At 69.3% G+C, this 18,481-nt stretch carries 16 protein-coding genes; 14 read left to right on the forward strand and 2 right to left on the reverse strand.

What is annotated here, in order from left to right:
* Positions 1 to 170: 170 nt before the first annotated feature.
* The 14 genes from BLT78_RS01810 to ccmI all read left to right on the forward strand — a co-directional run bounded on the left by BLT78_RS01810 (position 171) and on the right by ccmI (position 17,704).
* A complete protein-coding gene (locus BLT78_RS01810) occupies positions 171 to 5,036 on the forward strand; it encodes an NAD-glutamate dehydrogenase (RefSeq protein ID WP_090347338.1) in 4,866 nt (1,621 codons plus the stop codon).
* Between the two features lie 205 nt (positions 5,037 to 5,241).
* Positions 5,242 to 6,582 carry a glutamine synthetase family protein gene (locus BLT78_RS01815; RefSeq protein WP_090347339.1) on the forward strand — a complete coding sequence of 447 codons (1,341 nt, stop codon included), beginning with the start codon at positions 5,242 to 5,244 and terminating at the stop codon, positions 6,580 to 6,582.
* 97 nt (positions 6,583 to 6,679) lie between these two features.
* Positions 6,680 to 8,026 (forward strand): MFS transporter, encoded by a 1,347-nt coding sequence (locus BLT78_RS01820; protein WP_090347340.1) that lies wholly within the window; start codon positions 6,680 to 6,682, stop codon positions 8,024 to 8,026.
* A gap of 150 nt (positions 8,027 to 8,176) precedes the next feature.
* The gene (locus BLT78_RS01825; protein WP_090347341.1) at positions 8,177 to 9,646 is read left to right on the forward strand and encodes a sigma-54-dependent transcriptional regulator; all 1,470 of its coding nucleotides are present in this window, start codon (positions 8,177 to 8,179) and stop codon (positions 9,644 to 9,646) included.
* On the forward strand, positions 9,643 to 10,497 hold the full coding sequence (locus BLT78_RS01830; RefSeq protein WP_090347342.1) for a P-loop NTPase: 855 nt from the start codon (positions 9,643 to 9,645) through the stop codon (positions 10,495 to 10,497). The genes BLT78_RS01825 and BLT78_RS01830 overlap by 4 nt, the downstream gene beginning before the upstream one ends.
* Before the next feature lie 159 nt (positions 10,498 to 10,656).
* Complete coding sequence (ccmA, locus tag BLT78_RS01835) at positions 10,657 to 11,304, forward strand: cytochrome c biogenesis heme-transporting ATPase CcmA (protein WP_269458064.1); 648 nt, start codon at positions 10,657 to 10,659, stop codon at positions 11,302 to 11,304.
* On the forward strand, positions 11,297 to 11,968 hold the full coding sequence (ccmB, locus tag BLT78_RS01840; RefSeq protein WP_090347344.1) for a heme exporter protein CcmB: 672 nt from the start codon (positions 11,297 to 11,299) through the stop codon (positions 11,966 to 11,968). The genes ccmA and ccmB overlap by 8 nt, the downstream gene beginning before the upstream one ends.
* Positions 11,969 to 12,121: 153 nt before the next feature.
* Entirely contained in the window at positions 12,122 to 12,865 is a 744-nt protein-coding gene (locus tag BLT78_RS01845; protein ID WP_090347345.1) for a heme ABC transporter permease, read from the forward strand.
* Positions 12,862 to 13,038 carry a heme exporter protein CcmD gene (ccmD, locus tag BLT78_RS01850; protein WP_090347346.1) on the forward strand — a complete coding sequence of 59 codons (177 nt, stop codon included), beginning with the start codon at positions 12,862 to 12,864 and terminating at the stop codon, positions 13,036 to 13,038. Before BLT78_RS01845 ends, ccmD begins: the two co-directional genes overlap by 4 nt.
* On the forward strand, positions 13,035 to 13,514 hold the full coding sequence (gene ccmE, locus BLT78_RS01855; RefSeq protein WP_090347347.1) for a cytochrome c maturation protein CcmE: 480 nt from the start codon (positions 13,035 to 13,037) through the stop codon (positions 13,512 to 13,514). The genes ccmD and ccmE overlap by 4 nt, the downstream gene beginning before the upstream one ends.
* Positions 13,511 to 15,484 (forward strand): heme lyase CcmF/NrfE family subunit, encoded by a 1,974-nt coding sequence (locus BLT78_RS01860; protein ID WP_090347348.1) that lies wholly within the window; start codon positions 13,511 to 13,513, stop codon positions 15,482 to 15,484. The genes ccmE and BLT78_RS01860 overlap by 4 nt, the downstream gene beginning before the upstream one ends.
* Complete coding sequence (locus BLT78_RS01865; RefSeq protein ID WP_090347349.1) at positions 15,481 to 16,014, forward strand: DsbE family thiol:disulfide interchange protein; 534 nt, start codon at positions 15,481 to 15,483, stop codon at positions 16,012 to 16,014. The genes BLT78_RS01860 and BLT78_RS01865 overlap by 4 nt, the downstream gene beginning before the upstream one ends.
* The gene (locus BLT78_RS01870; protein ID WP_090347350.1) at positions 16,014 to 16,505 is read left to right on the forward strand and encodes a cytochrome c-type biogenesis protein; all 492 of its coding nucleotides are present in this window, start codon (positions 16,014 to 16,016) and stop codon (positions 16,503 to 16,505) included. Before BLT78_RS01865 ends, BLT78_RS01870 begins: the two co-directional genes overlap by 1 nt.
* A complete protein-coding gene (gene ccmI, locus BLT78_RS01875; protein ID WP_090347351.1) occupies positions 16,502 to 17,704 on the forward strand; it encodes a c-type cytochrome biogenesis protein CcmI in 1,203 nt (400 codons plus the stop codon). Before BLT78_RS01870 ends, ccmI begins: the two co-directional genes overlap by 4 nt.
* A 113-nt stretch (positions 17,705 to 17,817) precedes the next feature.
* Here the strand turns inward: ccmI and BLT78_RS01880 are convergent, their stop codons facing one another.
* Together BLT78_RS01880 and BLT78_RS01885 are read right to left on the reverse strand one after the other, a co-directional pair.
* Complete coding sequence (locus BLT78_RS01880; RefSeq protein ID WP_090347352.1) at positions 17,818 to 18,030, reverse strand: hypothetical protein; 213 nt, start codon at positions 18,028 to 18,030, stop codon at positions 17,818 to 17,820.
* A complete protein-coding gene (locus BLT78_RS01885) occupies positions 18,027 to 18,239 on the reverse strand; it encodes a DUF4177 domain-containing protein (protein ID WP_090347353.1) in 213 nt (70 codons plus the stop codon). Before BLT78_RS01885 ends, BLT78_RS01880 begins: the two co-directional genes overlap by 4 nt.
* Between the last annotated feature and the right edge of the window lie 242 nt (positions 18,240 to 18,481).

Consider the following 18,481-nt stretch of genomic DNA (forward strand, 5'->3'; position numbering starts at 1 on the left):
GACTCGGGTGGGCGGTGGCCGGCAGGAAGCGCCGGATAGGACTCACACTTTAAAGCATCTGCCCCCGCCGCGACCAACGGCGACTGGTCGCAGGCGCCTCCGCCCAACGGCTGGGCCGGCGGCGATCGCCCTGCTAACGTGAGAGAAAGCCAGGCCAGGGGAGAGGAGCCATGGGTTTTTTCACCGCTGCGGATCGTGACGACTTCCATCGCCAGTTGCAGGAGGTGCTGGCCCGCCAGGTCGGTGCGGCGTCGCTCGACCAGGTGCTGCTGTTCGCCCGCCAGTTCTTCGCCATCGTCGGTGTCGACGAGCTGAGCGAGCGGCGTCTGGCCGATCTCGCCGGTTGCTGCCTGTCGGCCTGGAAGCTGCTCGAGCGCTTCGACCCGCAGGCGCCGCAGGTGGTGCTGTTCAGCCCCGACTACGAGCGCCACGGCTGGCAGTCGCCGCACACCGTGCTGCAGGTGCTGCACGCCGACATGCCGTTCCTGGTCGATTCGCTGCACATGGAGCTGCGCCGCCGCGGCCACACCGTGCACAGCCTGCAGAACTGCGTGCTGAGCCTGCGCCGCGGCGCAAGCGGCGAGCTGCTCGAGGTGCTCGAGCCGGGCGTGCGTGGCCCGGAAGTGCGCCGCGAGGCGCTGATCAGCCTGGAGATCGACCGCTGCGCCAGCGCCGGCGAGCAGCACATGCTGGCCAAGGCGCTGCACGAGGTGCTCGCCGACGTGCGCCTGGCGGTCGGCGACTTCGCGCCGATGCAGGCGCGCGTGCGCGCCCTGCTCGCCGAACTGCAGCCTTCCTGCGAGGCGGTGCACGAGCACGACTGCGCCGAGGTGGGCGCCTTCCTCGAATGGATGCTGGACAACCACTTCACCTTCCTTGGCTACGAGGAGTTCAGCGTCGAGAGCCGCGAGGACGGCAGCGGCCTGCTGGTCTACGACGAGCAGGCCCTGCTCGGCCTGTCGCGGCGCCTGCGCAGCGGGCTGCCCGAGGCGCAGCGCTGGGTGTCGGCGCAGGCACTGGCCTGGCTGCGCGCGCCCAGCCTGCTGTCGTTCGCCAAGGCCGACCAGCCGGCGCGGGTGCACCGCTCGGCCTACCCGGACTACGTGTCGCTGCGCCAGTTCGACGAAGGCGGGCGCCTGCTGCGCGAGTGCCGCTTCATCGGCCTGTACACCTCGCCGGTGTACACCGAGAGCATGCGCCACATTCCCTGCGTGCGTGGCAAGGTCGCCGAGGTGGAGCGCCGCGCCGGTTTCGAGGCCAGCGCCCACCTGGGCAAGAGCCTGGTCCAGGTGCTCGAGGTGCTGCCGCGCGACGACCTGTTCCAGACGCCGGTGGAGGAGCTGACCGCCACCGCGGTGGCCATCGTCCAGCTGCAGGAGCGCAACCGCCTGCGCCTGTTCCTGCGCCGCGACCCGTTCGGCCACTTCTGCTACTGCCTGGTCTACGTGCCGCGGGAGATCTACTCCACCGAGATCCGCCTGCGCATCGAACGGGTGCTGCGCCAGCGCCTGGGTGCCAGCGACTGCGAGTTCTGGACCTGGTTCTCCGAGTCGGTGCTGGCGCGGGTACAGTTCATCCTGCGCGTCGATCCGCACGAGGCGGTGCCGGTCGATCCGCGGAGCCTCGAACAGGAGGTCGTCCAGGCCTGCCGCAGCTGGCAGGACGACTGCGCCAGCCTGGTGGTGGAGAGCTTCGGCGAGGCGCAGGGCACCGACCTGCTGGCCAGTTTCGCCGGCGGCTTTCCGGCCAGCTACCGCGAGCGCTTCGAGCCGCACATGGCGGTGGTCGACCTGCGCCACCTGCTCGGCCTGTCGGCCGAGCAGCCGCTGGCGATGAGTTTCTACCAGCCGTCCCTCGATCACGAGGAGCGGTTGCACTGCAAGATCTACCATGCCGACGCGCCGCTGCCGCTGTCGGACATGCTGCCGATCCTCGAGAACCTCGGCCTGCGCGTGCTCGGCGAGTTTCCCTACCGCCTGCGCCGTCAGGACGGCCGCGAGTTCTGGATCCACGACTACACCTTCACCTACGCCGAGGGCATCAGCGTCGATCTGCAGCAGCTCAACGTCATTCTCCAGGATGCCTTCATCCACATCGTCCAGGGCGTCGCCGAGAACGACGGCTTCAACCGCCTGGTGCTCGGCGCCGGCCTGCCCTGGCGCGAGGTGGCGCTGCTGCGCGCCTACGGCCGCTACCTCAAGCAGATCCGCCTGGGCTTCGACCTCGGCTACATCGCCGCGACCCTGAACAACCACGCGGACATCGCCCGCGAGCTGGTGCGCCTGTTCAAGACCCGCTTCTACCTGGCGCGCAAGCTGGATGCCGAGCAGCTCCAGGACAAGCAGCAGCGCCTGGAGCAGGCCATCCTCGGCGCCCTGGAGCGGGTCCAGGTGCTCAACGAGGACCGCATCCTGCGCCGCTACCTGGAGCTGGTGCGCGCCACCCTGCGCAGCAACTTCTACCAGGCCGCCGAGGGCGGCGGGCTCAAGGACTACCTGAGCTTCAAGCTCGACCCGCAGCTGATCGGCGAGATGCCGCGGCCGGTGCCGCGCTACGAGATCTTCGTCTACTCGCCGCGGGTCGAGGGCGTGCACCTGCGCGGCGGCAAGGTGGCGCGCGGCGGCCTGCGCTGGTCGGATCGCGAGGAGGACTACCGCACCGAGGTGCTCGGCCTGGTCAAGGCGCAGCAGGTGAAGAACGCGGTGATCGTGCCGGTCGGCGCCAAGGGCGGCTTCGTGCCGCGCCGCCTGCCGCTGGGCGGCACGCGCGACGAGATCCAGGCCGAGGCGATCGCCTGCTACCGGATCTTCGTCAGCGGACTGCTCGACCTGACCGACAACCTGGTCGACGGCCAGCTGCTGCCGCCGCCGAACGTGGTGCGCCACGACGAGGACGATCCGTACCTGGTGGTGGCGGCGGACAAGGGCACCGCCACCTTCTCCGACATCGCCAACGCGCTGGCCGCCGACTACGGCTTCTGGCTGGACGACGCCTTCGCCTCCGGCGGTTCGGCCGGCTACGACCACAAGGGCATGGGCATCACCGCGCGCGGCGCCTGGGTCGGCGTGCAGCGCCACTTCCGCGAGCGCGGCATCGACGTGCAGCAGGACAGCATCAGCGTGGTCGGCATCGGCGATATGGCCGGCGACGTGTTCGGCAACGGCCTGCTGCGGTCGGACCGGCTGCTACTGATCGGCGCCTTCAACCACCTGCACATCTTCCTCGACCCCGACCCCGATCCGGCGGCCAGCTTCGCCGAGCGCCAGCGCCTGTTCGACCTGCCGCGCTCGACCTGGGCCGACTATGACGCCGCGCTGATTTCCGCAGGCGGCGGGGTCTACCCGCGCAGCGCCAAGAGCATTCCGCTCAGCCCGCAGATCCGCGAGCGCCTGGGCATCGACGCCGAGCAGCTGGCGCCCAACGAGCTGATCAGCGCGCTGCTGCGGGCACCGGTCGACCTGTTGTGGAACGGCGGCATCGGCACCTACGTGAAGTCCGTCCACGAGAGCCACACGGACGTCGGCGACAAGGCCAACGACGCCGTGCGGGTCAATGGCCGCGAGCTGCGCTGCAAGGTGGTGGGCGAGGGCGGCAACCTCGGCATGACCCAGCTCGGCCGCGTCGAGTACTGCCTGAACGGCGGCGCCTGCAACACCGATTTCATCGACAACGCCGGCGGGGTGACCTGCTCGGACCACGAGGTCAACATCAAGATCCTGCTCGGCGAGGTGGTGCGCGCCGGCGACCTGACCCTGCGCCAGCGCAACGAACTGCTGCGCGAGATGACCGAGGCGGTGGCGCAACTGGTGCTGAACATCAGCTACCGCCAGGTCCAGGCGCTGTCGCTGGCGCAGCGCTATGCCCGCGGTCGCCTCGGCGAATTCCGCCGGCTGATGATGGATCTGGAAAGTCGCGGGCGCCTGGACCGGGCGCTGGAGTTCCTCCCCGCCGACGAGGAGCTGAACGCCCGCGCCGTGCAGCACCTGGGGCTGACCCGCCCGGAACTGGCGCTGCTGCTGTCCTACAGCAAGTTCGACCTCAAGGAGGCGCTGCTGCACTCGAGCCTGGTCGACGATCCCTACCTGCTCGAGGAGCTGCATCGCGCCTTCCCGGCGCAGCTGGTCGAGCGCTTCCCGGCGGCGATGGAGCACCATCGCCTGCGCCGCGAGATCGTCAGCACGCGCATCGCCAACGACCTGGTCGACCACATGGGCATGACCTTCGTGCAGCGTCTCAACGAATCCACCGGGCTGTCGCCGGCGCACATCGCCGCCGGTTGGGTGGTGGTGCGCGATCTGTTCGAGCTGCCGTACTGGTGGCAGCAGATCGAGGCGCTGGATCATCGCATCGACCCCGAGCTGCAGCTCCGGCTGATGGAGGAGCTGATGCGCCTGGGCCGCCGCGCCACCCGCTGGCTGCTGCGCAACCGCCGCGGCGATCTCGACTTGGCGCGCGACGTCGCCCACTTCGCTCCCAGCGTCAGGGCGCTTTCCGAGAACATCGAGGAACTGCTAGAAGGACCGGTGCTGGAGGCCTGGCAGGCGCGTCGCGCGGAGCTGGAGGCGGGTGGGGTGCCGCCGGTGCTGGCGCGGCAGATGGCCAGCGGCGGCGATCTGTACACCCTGCTGCCGATCATCGAGGCCGCCGACGTCACCGGTCAGCCGCCGATGCGGGTAGCCGCCTGCTACTACGCCCTGTTCTCCGAGCTGGAGCTGGGCTGGTACCTGCAGCAGCTGCATGCGCTGCCGGTGGAGAACAACTGGCAGGCGCTGGCCCGCGAGTCGCTGCGCGACGAGCTGGATGCCCAGCAGCGGGCGCTGACCATCGCGGTGCTGCAGATGGCCGAGGGCCCAGTGGAGGTCGACGAGCGTCTGACCCGCTGGCTGAGCCTGAACCAGCCCCTGGTGGCGCGCTGGCGTCATCTGCTCGCCGAACTGCGCGCCAGCAGCGCCAGCGACTATGCGGTGTACGCGGTGGCCAACCGCGAATTGCAGGATCTGGCGCAGAGCGTGCTGCGGGTGGAGGGCGACGCCTGAGGCGCGCTTGAAATTATGCACGGCCGGTGAGAGATTCTGCACGGTCGAGCTGGCAGGATGGGTGGGGCGGGCGAGCCGCGTAGCGGCGTGACCCGCCAAGGATGCCGAAGGCGTCCCCTGGCCGGCCTGGCGGCCGGTTGGTGGGTTACGGACAACCCTACGGGGTGCAGGGCATCGATGCCGAAGAGTCGGGGGGAAGGAAACGATGAAGAGCCCGGAGGAGTTGCTGCAGTTCGCCGAGCGTCTGGCGGCGGTCGACGAGGTCGAGTGCGTGACGCCGGACCTCAACGGCATCCCGCGCGGCAAGACCATGACTGCCGAGGGCTTCCTGTCCGGGCGCCGCCTGCAACTGGCGCGCGGCGTGCTCCTGCAGTGCCTGATGGGCGGCTATCCGCCGGCCCGCTTCTACGGCAGCGACGATGGCGACGTGGCCCTGCGTGCCGATCCGCAGCAGATCCACATCCTGCCGTGGAGCGACACGCCGCGTGCGCTGGCGATCTGTGACGCCGTCGAGATCGACGGCCGGCCCTGTGCGCTGTCCACCCGCGGCCTGCTGCGCCAGGTGCTCGACGGCTATGCCGAGCTGGGGCTGCGTCCGGTGGTGGCCACCGAACTGGAGTTCTACGTCTTCGCGCCCAACCCCGACCCGCGCGACGGCTTCCTGCCGCCGGTGGGCAGCGACGGGCGCCGCGAGGTCGGCGCTTCGGCCTTCACGGTGTCCTCCGGCAACGGCCTGCGGCCGTTCTTCGCCGAGGTCTATCGCTGCATGGCGGCGCTCGGCCTGCCGCGCGACACCTTCATGCACGAGATGGGCACCAGCCAGTTCGAGATCAACTTCCCGCACGGCGACGCCCTGCGGCTGGCCGACCAGACCTTCCTGTTCAAGCATCTGCTGCGCGAGGTGGCGCTCCGCCACGGGCTGATCGCCGTGTGCATGGCCAAGCCGCTGGGCCAGGTGCCGGGCAGCTCCATGCACATCCACCAGAGCCTGGTCGACGAGCGCGGCCGCAATGTGTTCAGCGACGCCGACGGCGAGCCCAGCGCGGCCTTCGCCCATTTCATCGGCGGCCTGCAGGCCAGCCTCGCCGAGTTGACCCTGCTGCTGGCGCCCAACGTCAACTCCTACCACCGCCTGGCGCATCCCTACGCTTCGCCGAACAACGCCTGCTGGGCGCACGACAACCGTGCCGCCGGCCTGCGCATCCCGGCCAGCGGTCCGGAGGCACGGCGGGTGGAGAACCGTCTGCCGGGCGCCGACGCCAATCCCTACCTGGCGCTGGCGGTGAGCCTGGGCGCGGGCCTCTACGGCCTGTTGCGCGGCCTGCAGCCGAGCCTGCCGGCGCGCGGCGAGTTCGAGGTGCCGGATGCCCTGCGCCTGCCGACCAGCATGAACGAGGCGCTGCACCGTCTGCAGCGCAGCACCCTGGCCCGCGAGCTGTTCGGCGACGAGTTCATCGACGGCTACCTGGCGACCAAGAGTATCGAGCTGGCCGACTTCCTCGAGGAGATCACCCCATGGGAACGTCGCCAGCTGGCTTCGATCTGAATCTGTCGATCTAACACGAATTTCGCGGTGGCCTCGGCCGCCGCTCCCGGCGCGGCAAGTGTGCTTGCCGGTTGTCCCGGTCTGCTGGAGCCTGACCATGCCCCGTTCGATGTTCGCTTTTCCCTCGCTGTACACCGCGACCCTGCTGATGCTGCTGGGCTCGGGCCTGCTCAGCACCTACATTGCCCTGCGCCTGGCCGCCGATGGCGCGGCCAGCCAGGCCGGCTGGCTGATGGCCGCGCACTACGCTGGCCTGGTGCTCGGTGGCAAGTTCGGCCATCGGCTGATCAGCCGGGTCGGCCACGTGCGTGCCTACGTCGCCTCCGGCGGCGTGGTGACCGCGGCGGTGATCGGCCACGGCCTGCTCGACTGGATTCCGGCCTGGATGGTGCTGCGCTTCCTCATCGGCCTGGGCATGATGTGCCAGTACATGGTGGTGGAGAGCTGGCTCAACGAGAAGGCCGAGCCGCACAAGCGCGGTCGGGTGTTCTCGGTGTACATGGCCGCCTGCTACCTGGGCCTGACCCTCGGCCAGCTGGTGCTGACGGTGCGTCCGGGGCTCGGTCTCGAGCCGCTGCTGCTGGTGGCGCTGTGCTTCGCCCTGTGCCTGGTGCCGGTGGCTACCACCCGGCAGATCCACCCGGCGCCGCTCAAGCCGGCGCCGCTGGAGCCGCGCTTCTTCCTCAAGCGGGTGCCGCAGTCGATGACCACCGTGGCGGTGGCCGGCCTCACCTTGGGTGCCTTCTATGGTCTGGGGCCGATCTATGGTCAGGGCCTGGGCCTCAGCACCGAGCAGGTCGGCCTGTTCATGGGTACCTGCGTGTTCGCCGGCCTGGTGGTGCAGGCGCCGCTCGGCCGCCTGTCCGATCGCTTCGACCGCAGTCGGCTGATCCAGCTGATCTCCCTGGCGCTGGCGCTGACCTGCCTGCCGCTCGGCCTGCTCACCGACATGCCCCTGCCGGCGCTGCTGGGGCTCGGCTTCGTGGTCAGCCTGCTGCTGTTCTCCCTCTATCCGCTGGCGGTGGCGCTGTCCAACGCCCACATCGAGCAGGAACGTCGTGTCGCCCTGTCGGCGATGCTGCTGGTGGTGTTCGGCATCGGCGCCTGCGTGGGGCCGCTGATCGCCGGCGAGCTGATGAACTACGGTGGTCCCGGCCTGCTCTACCTGTTCGTCGCCGGTTGCGCGCTGATCCTGGTCTGGCGCGTGCGGCCGAGTCCGGCTGCACGGCGCGACCAGGTCGATCAGACCGAGCAGACGGAACCCGATCCGGTCGCCGTGCCCCTGGCGATGGCTGGCGCCTCCCTGTCCACTGCGCGGGATGCGCGCAGCGATGAACCGGGCCCGCCGGCGCCGGCCAGCGGTGATCTTGACGCCGGTGCCTCGACGGCGGAAGGCTCCGATTCCGCGGCGTCATCGGAGGAAAAACCGAAAGCCGCAGAGTAGAGCGCATTTATTACGGGAAGTGATGGCGTTTTGAAAATCGCGTCATAAAATTGACTGGTGTGGACGTTTTGGTTTTACTGCCAGCGCCGTGCCGGCGACAAGCTGTTGTCGCCGGCTGTCCAGTTACTTCATTCCTGCCCCGGGCCGACCATGTGGCGTGAATCGCGAATCCTCCTGATTGATGACAATCCGCAACGACGCCACGATCTGGTGGTGATCTTCGAGTTTCTTGGCGAGGCCTGCTCCAGTGGCACCAGCACCGAGGTGGTTGCCGGCCTGCCGGCCGAAGAGCTGGCCCAGCTGTCCTGCGTGCTGCTCGGCCAGGTCGACAGCAAGGGCGGGGTGCCGCGCCTGCTCAAGCAGCTGGGCGCGCCGGCAGCCAACCTGCCGCTGCTGCTGATCGGCGAGCAGAGCACCCTCGACTGGTCGGAAGACCTGCGCCGTCGCGTGCTGGCCCGCCTGGACATGCCGCCGAGCTACAACCAGCTGCTCGACTCGCTGCACCGGGCCCAGGTCTACCTGCAGGTCTACGACGTCGCCATCGAGCGCGGCCTGCAGCGCGAGTCCAACCTGTTCCGCAGTCTGGTCGGTACCAGCCGGGCGATCCTCCAGGTCCGCCAGCAGATGCAGCAGGTGGCCGGGACCGAGGTGGGGGTGCTGCTGCTCGGCGAGGCCGGTACCGGCAAGGAAGTGGTGGCGCGCAACCTGCACTACCATTCGGCGCGCCGCGAGTTCCCCTTCGTGCCGTTCAGCTGCACGGCGATCGATCCGGAGCTGCTGGACAGCGAGCTGTTCGGCTACGAGGAAGGCGCCTTTCCGGGCGCCATCGCCAGTCGCCGCGGCCGCCTCGAGCTGGCCAACGGCGGCACCCTGTACATCGACGAGGTGGCCGACCTGCCGGCGGAGCTGCAGGTGCGCCTGCTGCGCGTGCTGCAGGAAGGCAGCTTCAAGCGCCTGGGCAGCGACCAGGTACACCCGGTGGACGTGCGCCTGATCGCCGCCAGTCGTCACGATCTCGATCGGCGGGTGGCGGAAGGTAGCTTCCGCGACGATCTCTATTACCGCCTCAACCAGTTCTCCATCGAGCTGCCGCCGCTGCGCGAGCGGGTGGAGGACATTCCCCTGCTGCTCAACGAGCTGATCGCGCGCCTCGAACACGAGAAGCGCGGTTCGATCCGCTTCAGCTCGGCGGCGCTGATGTCGCTGTGCCGCCACGACTGGCGCGGTAACGTGCGCGAGCTGGCCAACCTGGTCGAGCGCCTGGCGATCATGCATCCCTACGGCGTGATCGGCGTCGGCGAGTTGCCGAAGAAGTTCCGTCACATCGAGGAGGAGGTGACCCTGGCCGGCAACGTCGTGGCCGAACAGGGCTCCAGCGTGCTGCCGCCGGGCGCCCTGCCGGGGCTGGATGTGCCGGCGCTGCTGCCGGTCGGTGGGCTCGATCTCAAGGATTACCTGAACAATCTCGAGCGCTCGCTGATCCAGCAGGCGCTGGACGACGCCGGCGGGGTGGTCGCCCGCGCCGCCGAGCGCCTGCGGGTGCGCCGTACCACTCTGGTGGAGAAGATGCGCAAGTACGGCATGGGCCGGCGCGATGACGACGAAGGAGATCTCGCGTGAACGGCGCGCCTGCGCAGAAGCGCGCGGCGCCGCAGGTGATCGCCATCGCCAGCGGCAAGGGTGGCGTCGGCAAGACCCAGGCGGCGATCAATCTGGCCTGGGCGCTGGCCGCGCGCGGGCGGCGGGTGATGCTGCTGGATGCCAGCTTCGCCCTGCCCAACGTCGACGTGGCTCTCGGTCTGACCCCGCGGCGCACCGTGCAGGATGTGCTGGCCGGGCGCTGCCGTCTGGTCGAGGCGCTGAGCCACGCCACGGCGGGCGTGCAGGTCATCGCCGGCTCCTCCGCGGCGGACTCGCCGTGCGAGCCGGGGATGCGCCAGCTGGCCGGTCTGGTCCAGGCCTTCACTGCCCTGCCGCAGGCCCCCGAGGTGCTGCTGATCGACTGCGCGCCGGGTATCGGCCCGGCGGTGACCACCCTGCTGCATGCCGCCAGCGAGGCGCTGCTGGTGGTCAACGATGAGCCGGCCGCGCAGGCCGATGCGCTGGCGCTGATCAGCCGGCTCAACCAGCGCTACGGCATGAGCCGTTTCCGTCTGCTGGCCAGCATGACCTTCGCCCAGCAGGAGGGCAGGGGGCTGCACGAGTCGTTGCTGCGCCTGACCGAGCCGCTCTCCGGCGTATCGCTCGACTATGTCGGCGCCATTCCCTTCGACGAGTCGCTGCGCCGCGCCGTGCAGCGCCAGCGTCCGCTGTTCGAGGTGTTCCCGCGCAGCCGCGCGGCCCAGGCCTACGCGGCGCTGGCCGAGAAGGTCGACGGCTGGGCGCTGCCCGGCTCGCCACGCGGGCACCTGGAGTTCTTCGTCGAGCAACTGATCGCGATGCAGACGGCGCCGCGCCGGGCGAAGGCCTGAGCCGGCCTGCGACAGCCTGCCGCATCTCCTCCTTAAGCTGGTCATAACCTGTCGAAAATACGATCTGCGGCGCTGTGGGGCGCATGTATAATGCGCCCCGACTCCATCCCGGCAGGTCCGGGTGTGTTTTCGATCGCTCTGCAGACGGGTAGCCATGCAGTGACCAGTCCCTTCCTCGAAGCCGTTGCGCTCGCCTGCGAGCGGGACCTGCGCATGCTGTTCGAGCGGCTCGACTTCGCGCTGCATCCCGGCGAAATGCTGCAGATCGCCGGCCCCAACGGCAGCGGCAAGACCAGCCTGCTGCGCCTGCTGGCCGGGCTGATGCAGCCGACCGAGGGGGAGATCCGTCTGGCCGGCAAGCCGCTGGCCGAGCAGCGCGGCGAGCTGACCCGCAACCTGCTGTGGATCGGCCATGTCGCCGGCATCAAGGGCCTGCTCAGCCCCGAGGAGAATCTCGCCTGGCTGTGCGCCCTGCACACCATGGAAACCCGCGACGCCATCTGGCAGGCGCTGGCCGCGGTCGGCCTGCGCGGCTTCGAGGACGTGCCCTGCCACACCCTGTCCGCCGGCCAGCAGCGCCGTGTCGCCCTGGCCCGCCTGTACCTCGATCCGCCGCCGCTGTGGGTGCTCGACGAACCCTTCACCGCCCTCGACAAGTACGCCGTGGCCCAGCTCGAGGAGCATCTGGCCGACCACTGCGAGCAGGGCGGCATGGTGGTGCTGACCACCCACCACACCCTGACGCGCAAGCCGGCCGGCTACCGCGAACTGGATCTGGCCCGCGCAGGAAGCGTCGCCGATGAGTAACGTGTTCACCCAGCTGCTGGTGCGCGAGGCGCGCCTGCTGTGCCGCCGCCCGGCCGAGCTGCTCAACCCGCTGGTGTTCTTCGGCATCGTGGTGGCGTTGTTCCCGCTGGCCGTCGGCCCGGAGAGCAAGCTGCTGGAAACCCTGTCGCCGGGCCTGGTGTGGGTCGCCGCGCTGCTCGCCGTGCTGCTGTCGCTGGACGGCCTGTTCCGCAGCGATTTCGAGGACGGCTCGCTGGAGCAGTGGGTCCTTTCGCCGCACCCGCTGCCCCTTCTGGTGCTGGCCAAGGTGCTGGCACACTGGCTGTTCTCCGGCCTGGCGCTGGTCCTCCTGGCGCCGCTCCTGGCGCTGATGCTCGGCCTGCCGGCGCGCTGCGTGCCGGTGCTGCTGCTTTCCCTGCTGCTCGGCACGCCGATCCTCAGTCTGCTCGGCGCGGTCGGCGCGGCGCTGACCGTCGGCCTCAAGCGCGGCGGCCTGCTGCTGGCGCTGCTGATCCTGCCGCTGTATATCCCGGTGCTGATCCTTGGCAGCGGCGCCCTGCAGTCGGCCCTGCAGGGATTGCCGGCGGCCGGCCACCTGTTGTGGCTGGCCAGCCTCACCGCCCTGGCGGTGACCCTGACTCCCTTCGCCATCGCCGCCGGCCTGAACATCAGCGTCGGCGAATGAAGTGAGGCATGGGCAAACCGATGAAAAGCGTCGCGCGCACAGCCGGGACCGGGCGGCAACGGGCGGGGGCGCGGCGTGTGCAGACAGTCATGAGCAGGCCGGGCCTGTTCCCAACGCAGTATCGGCAAGTGCAGCAGTTTTGAGGCGGTTTTCATGAATTGGACGTGGTTTCACAAGCTCGGCTCGCCCAAATGGTTCTACGACATCAGCGGCCGCTGGCTGCCCTGGCTGAGCGTGGCCGCGGCGCTGCTGCTCGCCGTCGGCACCGTGTGGGGGCTGGCCTTCGCGCCGCCGGACTACCAGCAGGGCAACAGCTTCCGCATCATCTACATCCACGTGCCGGCGGCGATCCTCGCCCAGTCCTGCTACATCATGCTGGCGGTGGCCGGGGTGGTCGGCCTGGTGTGGAAGATGAAGCTGGCCGACGTTGCGCTGCAGTGCGCCGCGCCGATCGGCGCCTGGATGACCTTCGTCGCCCTGCTCACCGGTGCGGTGTGGGGCAAGCCGACCTGGGGCGCCTGGTGGGTGTGGGACGCGCGGCTGACCTCGATGCTGATCCTGCTGTTCCTCTACTTCGGGGTGATCGCCCTCGGCCAGTCGATCAGCAACCGCGACAGCGCGGCCAAGGCCTGCGCCGTGCTGGCCATCGTCGGTGTGATCAACATCCCGATCATCAAGTACTCGGTGGAGTGGTGGAACACCCTGCACCAGCCGGCCACCTTCAAGATCACCGAGAAGCCGGCGATGCCGCCGGAGATGTGGATCCCGCTGCTGATCATGGTGCTCGGTTTCTACTGCTTCTTCGTCGTCAGCCTGCTGCTGCGCATGCGCCTCGAGGTGCTCAAGCGCGAATCGCGGGCCAGCTGGGTCAAAGCCGAAGTGGAGCGCAGCCTGTGAGTTTCGAGTCCTTCGCCGATTTCCTCGCCATGGGCAAGCATGGCCTGTACGTGTGGACCTCCTACGGCATCAGCCTGGCGGTCCTGGCCCTCAACGTCGCGCTGCCGATCCTGGCGCGCCGCCGTTACCTGCAAGACGAGGCGCGCCGTCTGCGCCGGGAGAGCAAGCAATGAACCCTGTCCGCAAGAAGCGTTTGTTCATCATCCTCGGCATCCTCGCCGGCGTCGGCGTGGCGGTAGGCCTGGCGCTCAGCGCCCTGCAGCAGAACATCAACCTGTTCTACACGCCGACCCAGATCGCCGCCGGCGAGGCGCCGCAGGACACCCGCATCCGCGCCGGCGGCATGGTCAAGGAGGGTTCGGTGAGCCGCTCCAACGACTCGCTGGACGTGCAGTTCGTGGTTACCGACTACGCCAAGGACGTGACCATCCAGTATCGCGGCATCCTCCCCGACCTGTTCCGCGAGGGACAGGGCATAGTCGCGCTCGGTCGCCTCAACGAGTCGGGCGTGCTGGTCGCCGACGAGGTGCTGGCCAAGCACGACGAGAACTACATGCCGCCGGAAGTGACCAAGGCGCTGCAGGACAGCGGCAAGCTGCCGGCCGGCATGCCGCCGGCGGCCATGGGCGGCGCGGAGGGCAAGCAATGATCCCCGAACTCGGACACCTGGCGCTGATCCTCGCCCTGTGCCTGGCGGTGGTGCAGGCCACCCTGCCGATGGTCGGCGCCTGGCGCGGCGACGCGCAGTGGATGGGCCTGGCCCGGCCGGCGGCCTGGGGCCAGTTCGCCTTCCTGCTGTTCTCCTTCCTGTGCCTGACCCAGGCCTTCCTGGTCGACGACTTCTCGGTGGCCTACGTGGCCAGCAACTCCAACAGCGCGCTGCCCTGGTACTACAAGTTCAGCGCGGTGTGGGGCGCCCACGAGGGCTCGCTGCTGCTGTGGGCGCTGATCCTCGGCAGCTGGACCTTCGCCGTGTCGGTGTTCTCCCGCCAGCTGCCGGAGGTGATGCTGGCCCGGGTGCTGGGTGTGATGGGCATGATCAGCGTCGGCTTCCTGCTGTTCCTGATCGTCACCTCGAACCCGTTCGAGCGCCTGCTGCCCAACGCGCCGAGCGACGGCCGCGACCTCAATCCGCTGCTGCAGGACTTCGGCCTGATCGTCCACCCGCCGATGCTGTACATGGGCTACGTCGGCTTCTCGGTGGTGTTCGCCTTCGCTATCGCCGCGCTGCTCGGCGGCCGCCTCGACGCCGCCTGGGCGCGCTGGTCGCGGCCGTGGACCATCGTCGCCTGGGCCTTCCTCAGCATCGGCATCGTGCTCGGCTCCTGGTGGGCCTACTACGAGCTGGGCTGGGGCGGCTGGTGGTTCTGGGACCCGGTGGAGAACGCCTCGTTCATGCCCTGGCTGGTCGGCACCGCGCTGCTGCACTCGCTGGCGGTGACCGAGAAGCGCGGCGTGTTCAAGAGCTGGACGGTGCTGCTGGCCATCGCCGCCTTCTCGCTGAGCCTGCTCGGCACCTTCCTGGTGCGTTCCGGCGTGCTGACCTCGGTGCACGCCTTCGCCGCCGACCCCGAGCGTGGCACCTTCATCCTGATCTTCCTGCTGTTCGTGGTGGGCAGCTCGCTGACCCTGTTCGCCCTGCGCGCGCCGGTGGTGAAGAGCGCCATCGGCTTCGGCCTGTGGTCGCGCGAGACCCTGCTGCTGGCCAACAACCTGATCCTGATCGTGGCCACCGCGATGATCCTGCTCGGCACCCTCTATCCGCTGGTGCTCGACGCTCTGTCCGGTGCCAAGCTGTCGGTCGGCCCGCCGTACTTCAACGCGCTGTTCCTGCCGCTGATGGCCATCCTCATGCTCGCCCTGGGCGTCGGCGTGCTGGTGCGCTGGAAGGACACCCCGCTCAACTGGCTGGGCGGCATGCTGCTGCCGGTACTGGTCGCCAGCGGCGTGCTCGGCGTGGCCGCCGCCTTCCTGCTCGGCGACTTCCACTGGGCGGTGCTGGCCGCCTGCCTGCTGGCCGCCTGGGTGGTGCTCGCCGGCCTGCGCGACCTGCTCGACAAGACCCGCCACAAGGGCCTGCTCAGGGGCATCGCCGGCCTGTCGCGCAGCTACTGGGGCATGCAGTTCGCCCACCTGGGCATCGCGGTGTGCGCCCTGGGCGTGGTGCTGTCCAGCCAATACAACGTCGAGCGCGACCTGCGCATGGCGCCGGGCGAGTCGGTCGAGGTTGGCGGCTATCGCTTCGTCTTCGACGGCGCCCAGCACCATGAGGGTCCCAACTACACCTCCGACCGCGCCACCGTGCACGTGATCGAGGACGGCGAGGAGATCGCCGTGCTGCATCCGGAGAAGCGCCTGTACACCGTGCAGCGCATGCCGATGACCGAGGCCGGTATCGATCCGGGCTTCACCCGCGACCTCTACGTGGCGCTCGGCGAGCCGCTGGAAGACGGCGCCTGGGCCGTGCGCCTGCACGTCAAACCGTTCGTGCGCTGGATCTGGCTGGGCGGCCTGCTGATGGCCCTCGGCGGCTTCCTCGCCGCGCTCGACCGTCGTTACCGGGTCAAGGTGACCACCAGGGCCCGCGAAGCCCTGGGCATGACTGGAGTCCAAGCATGAAACGCGCAATCCTGCTGTTGCCGCTGGTTGGCTTCCTGGTGCTGGCCGGTTTCCTCTACAAGGGCCTGTTCCTCGATCCGCGCGACATCGGCTCGACCATGATCGGCAAGCCGCTGCCCGAGTTCGTCCTGCCGTCGCTGGAAGAGCCGACGCGCAACCTGAGCGCCGCGGACTTCAAGGGCAAGCCGGCGCTGGTCAACGTCTGGGCGACCTGGTGCCCGACCTGCCGTGCCGAGCATGCGATGCTCAACCAGCTGGCCAGCCAGGGCGTGGTGGTCTACGGGGTCAACTACAAGGACAACGGCGACGCCGCGCGCAAGTGGCTGAACGATCTGGGCAACCCCTACCGCTTCAACGTCGAGGATCCGCAGGGCAGCCTGGGCATCAACCTCGGCGTCTACGGCGCGCCGGAGACCTTCCTGATCGACAAGGACGGCATCATCCGCCACAAGTACGTCGGCGCCATCGACGAGCGCGTGTGGCGCGAGCAGCTGGCCCCGCTGTACCAGCAACTGGTGGACGCGCGCTGATGAAACGACTGCTCTCCGCCGCCCTGCTGGGCCTGACCCTGTCGCTGGGCGCCCAGGCGGCCATCGACACCTACGAGTTCAAGGACGAGGCGGAGCGCGAGCGCTACCGCACCCTCACCGAGGAGCTGCGCTGCCCGAAGTGCCAGAACCAGAACATCGCCGACTCCGACGCGCCCATCGCCATGGACCTGCGCCGCGAGATCTACCGCATGCTCGACGAGGGCAAGAGCAACGAGGAGATCGTCGATTTCCTGGTGGCCCGCTACGGCGACTTCGTGCGCTACAACCCGCCGGTCGACGCGCGCACCTGGCTGCTGTGGTACGGGCCGTGGCTGCTGCTCGCCGGCGGCCTCGGCGTGCTGGCGCTGATCGTCCTGCGCCGCCGCCGCCCCGCCGCCACCGGCCAGGGGGGCGGTCTGTCCAGCGAGGAGCGTGCGCGCCTCGATCAACTGCTTAAGAACCCTTCCGACAAGAGCAAGGCTGACCAATGACCGCTTTCTGGCTCGCTGCCGCGGTGCTGCTGCTGGCAGCGCTCGCCTTCCTGCTGATTCCCCTGCTGCGCGGCCGTCGCGCCCAGGCTGAGGAAGACCGTACCGCCCTCAACGTGGCGCTCTATCAGGAGCGCATCGCCGAGCTGGAGGCGCAGTATCTCGCTGGCGCGCTCGATCAGGCGCAGCTGGACGGCGGCCGCGCTGAGGCCGCCCGCGAGCTGCTCGCCGACGCCGAGCAGGGCGAGGGTGTGCGGCGTTCGCTGGGGCGCTGGCTGCCGCTGGCGCTGGCCGTGTTGGTGCCGGCCGTCGGCTTCGGCCTGTACCTGCACTGGGGCGCCAGCGATGCCCTGCGCCTGCGCGAGCAGCTCGCCGTGGCGCCGAAGAATATGGACGAGGTGATCGCGCGCCTCGAGGAAACCGTGCGCCTGCAGCCGGACCAGGCCGAGGCCTGGTACTTCCTCGGCCGCAGCTACATGTCCCAGCAGCGCCCCAAGGATGCCGCGCCGGCCTTCGCCCGTGCCGCCGAGCTGGCCGGCCGCCAGCCGGAGCTGCTCGGCCAGTGGGCGCAGGCGCTGTACTTCGCCGAGGGCCAGAAGTTCACCGAGCAGGTGCGCACTCTCAGCGAGGAAGCGCTCAAGCTCGATCCGCAGGAGGTCACCACCCTCGGCCTGCTCGGCATCGCCGCCTTCGAGGAGCAGCGCTATGGCGACGCCATGGCCTACTGGCAGCGCTTGGTGGCGGTGCTCGAGCCCAACGATCCGTCGCGCCAGGCGATCGAGGGCGGCATCGAGCGGGCCCGCGAGCAGCTGGTCGCCCGCGGTGAGCCGGTGCCGGAGGCGCCGGTCGCGCCGGCGGCGGTCGAGCTCAAGGTCAGGGTCAGCCTGGCGCCGGAGCTGGCCGGCAAGGTGCAGCCGGACGACACCCTGTTCGTCTTCGCCCGCGCCGCCTCCGGCCCGCCGATGCCGCTGGCCGCCAAGCGCCTCAAGGTGTCCGACCTGCCGGTGGAGGTCAGCCTGTCCGATAGCGATGCGATGATGCCGCAGCTCAAGCTGTCCAGCTTCGCCGAGATCCAGCTGGTGGCGCGTATCTCCCGCGCCGGTAGCCCGATGCAGGGCGAGTGGATCGGCCAGAGCGGCGTGCTGAAGACCGCCGAGGCGGGCGAGCAGGTGCTGGTGATCGACCAGGCCGAAAAGCAGTGAGGGGCTAGGGTGGGTTGGCCGCATCGCGGCCTGACCCGCCGATGCCTGCCGGCTTGCAGCCAGCTGGTGGGTGACGGCCTGCGGCCTGACCCAGCCTACGGGGGCGGCGGGGGTCAATCGAGGTAGCCGCGCTCCTTCTGCCGCTTGCCGGTCGCGTATTCGTTGACCACCAGGGTGATGGCCAGGGCCACCACGAACAGTGCGCCGGCGGTGACGCTGAGCTTGAAGAACAGCTCGCCGCCGAGCGGCGCCCACCATAGCTGCACCAGCGCCAGGGCGACCCAGGCGACGAATATCAGCAGGCAGACTAGGGCGCCGATCTTCACTTGTCGCGCTCCATGATCACCAGATAGGACTCGCGGCTCCAGAACAGCAGCATGCGGCGGATGTCCTTTTCCATGGTGATCACCCGCCAGCCCTCGCGGGCATTGCGGTTGAGGAAGTCGCTGAACTTCTCCGGGTCGACCTTGGAGGAGCCGAGCAGCAGCGAGCCGAGCATGCCTTCCTGGTACAGCGTGACCTTGTATTCCTTCATGGGAGTTCCTTGTCGCAGGTGTAGCGGCAGCGCCTGTGCCGTCGCGCCATGATAGCCGGCCATGCCGAGCGGCTGACAAGCGCTTGTCCAGTCATCGACGAGGGTTGTGACGCGGGCATGGCGGGCCGATGGCAGTGAAGGCATCCTGCAACCACTTTCGCTGCGCGTGGTCATATGTATGACGCTGCTCACCGGTGGCGCGCATCCAGTCTCCATCCCCAGCGGTCCTTGCCGGCATCGTG

The organism is Pseudomonas oryzae (assembly GCF_900104805.1).
Taxonomy (GTDB): Bacteria; Pseudomonadota; Gammaproteobacteria; order Pseudomonadales; family Pseudomonadaceae; genus Geopseudomonas; species Geopseudomonas oryzae.

Bases quoted from the DNA above. Each gene is read 5' to 3' on its own strand.
- BLT78_RS01810 (WP_090347338.1), top strand. From the start codon at position 171: ATGGGTTTTTTCACCGCTGCGGATCGTGACGACTTCCATCGCCAGTTG.
- BLT78_RS01815 (WP_090347339.1), top strand. From the start codon at position 5,242: ATGAAGAGCCCGGAGGAGTTGCTGCAGTTCGCCGAGCGTCTGGCGGCG.
- BLT78_RS01820 (WP_090347340.1), top strand. From the start codon at position 6,680: ATGCCCCGTTCGATGTTCGCTTTTCCCTCGCTGTACACCGCGACCCTG.
- BLT78_RS01825 (WP_090347341.1), top strand. From the start codon at position 8,177: ATGTGGCGTGAATCGCGAATCCTCCTGATTGATGACAATCCGCAACGA.
- ccmB (WP_090347344.1), top strand. From the start codon at position 11,297: ATGAGTAACGTGTTCACCCAGCTGCTGGTGCGCGAGGCGCGCCTGCTG.
- BLT78_RS01845 (WP_090347345.1), top strand. From the start codon at position 12,122: ATGAATTGGACGTGGTTTCACAAGCTCGGCTCGCCCAAATGGTTCTAC.
- ccmE (WP_090347347.1), top strand. From the start codon at position 13,035: ATGAACCCTGTCCGCAAGAAGCGTTTGTTCATCATCCTCGGCATCCTC.
- BLT78_RS01860 (WP_090347348.1), top strand. From the start codon at position 13,511: ATGATCCCCGAACTCGGACACCTGGCGCTGATCCTCGCCCTGTGCCTG.
- BLT78_RS01865 (WP_090347349.1), top strand. From the start codon at position 15,481: ATGAAACGCGCAATCCTGCTGTTGCCGCTGGTTGGCTTCCTGGTGCTG.
- BLT78_RS01870 (WP_090347350.1), top strand. From the start codon at position 16,014: ATGAAACGACTGCTCTCCGCCGCCCTGCTGGGCCTGACCCTGTCGCTG.
- ccmI (WP_090347351.1), top strand. From the start codon at position 16,502: ATGACCGCTTTCTGGCTCGCTGCCGCGGTGCTGCTGCTGGCAGCGCTC.
- BLT78_RS01885 (WP_090347353.1), bottom strand. From the start codon at position 18,239: ATGAAGGAATACAAGGTCACGCTGTACCAGGAAGGCATGCTCGGCTCG.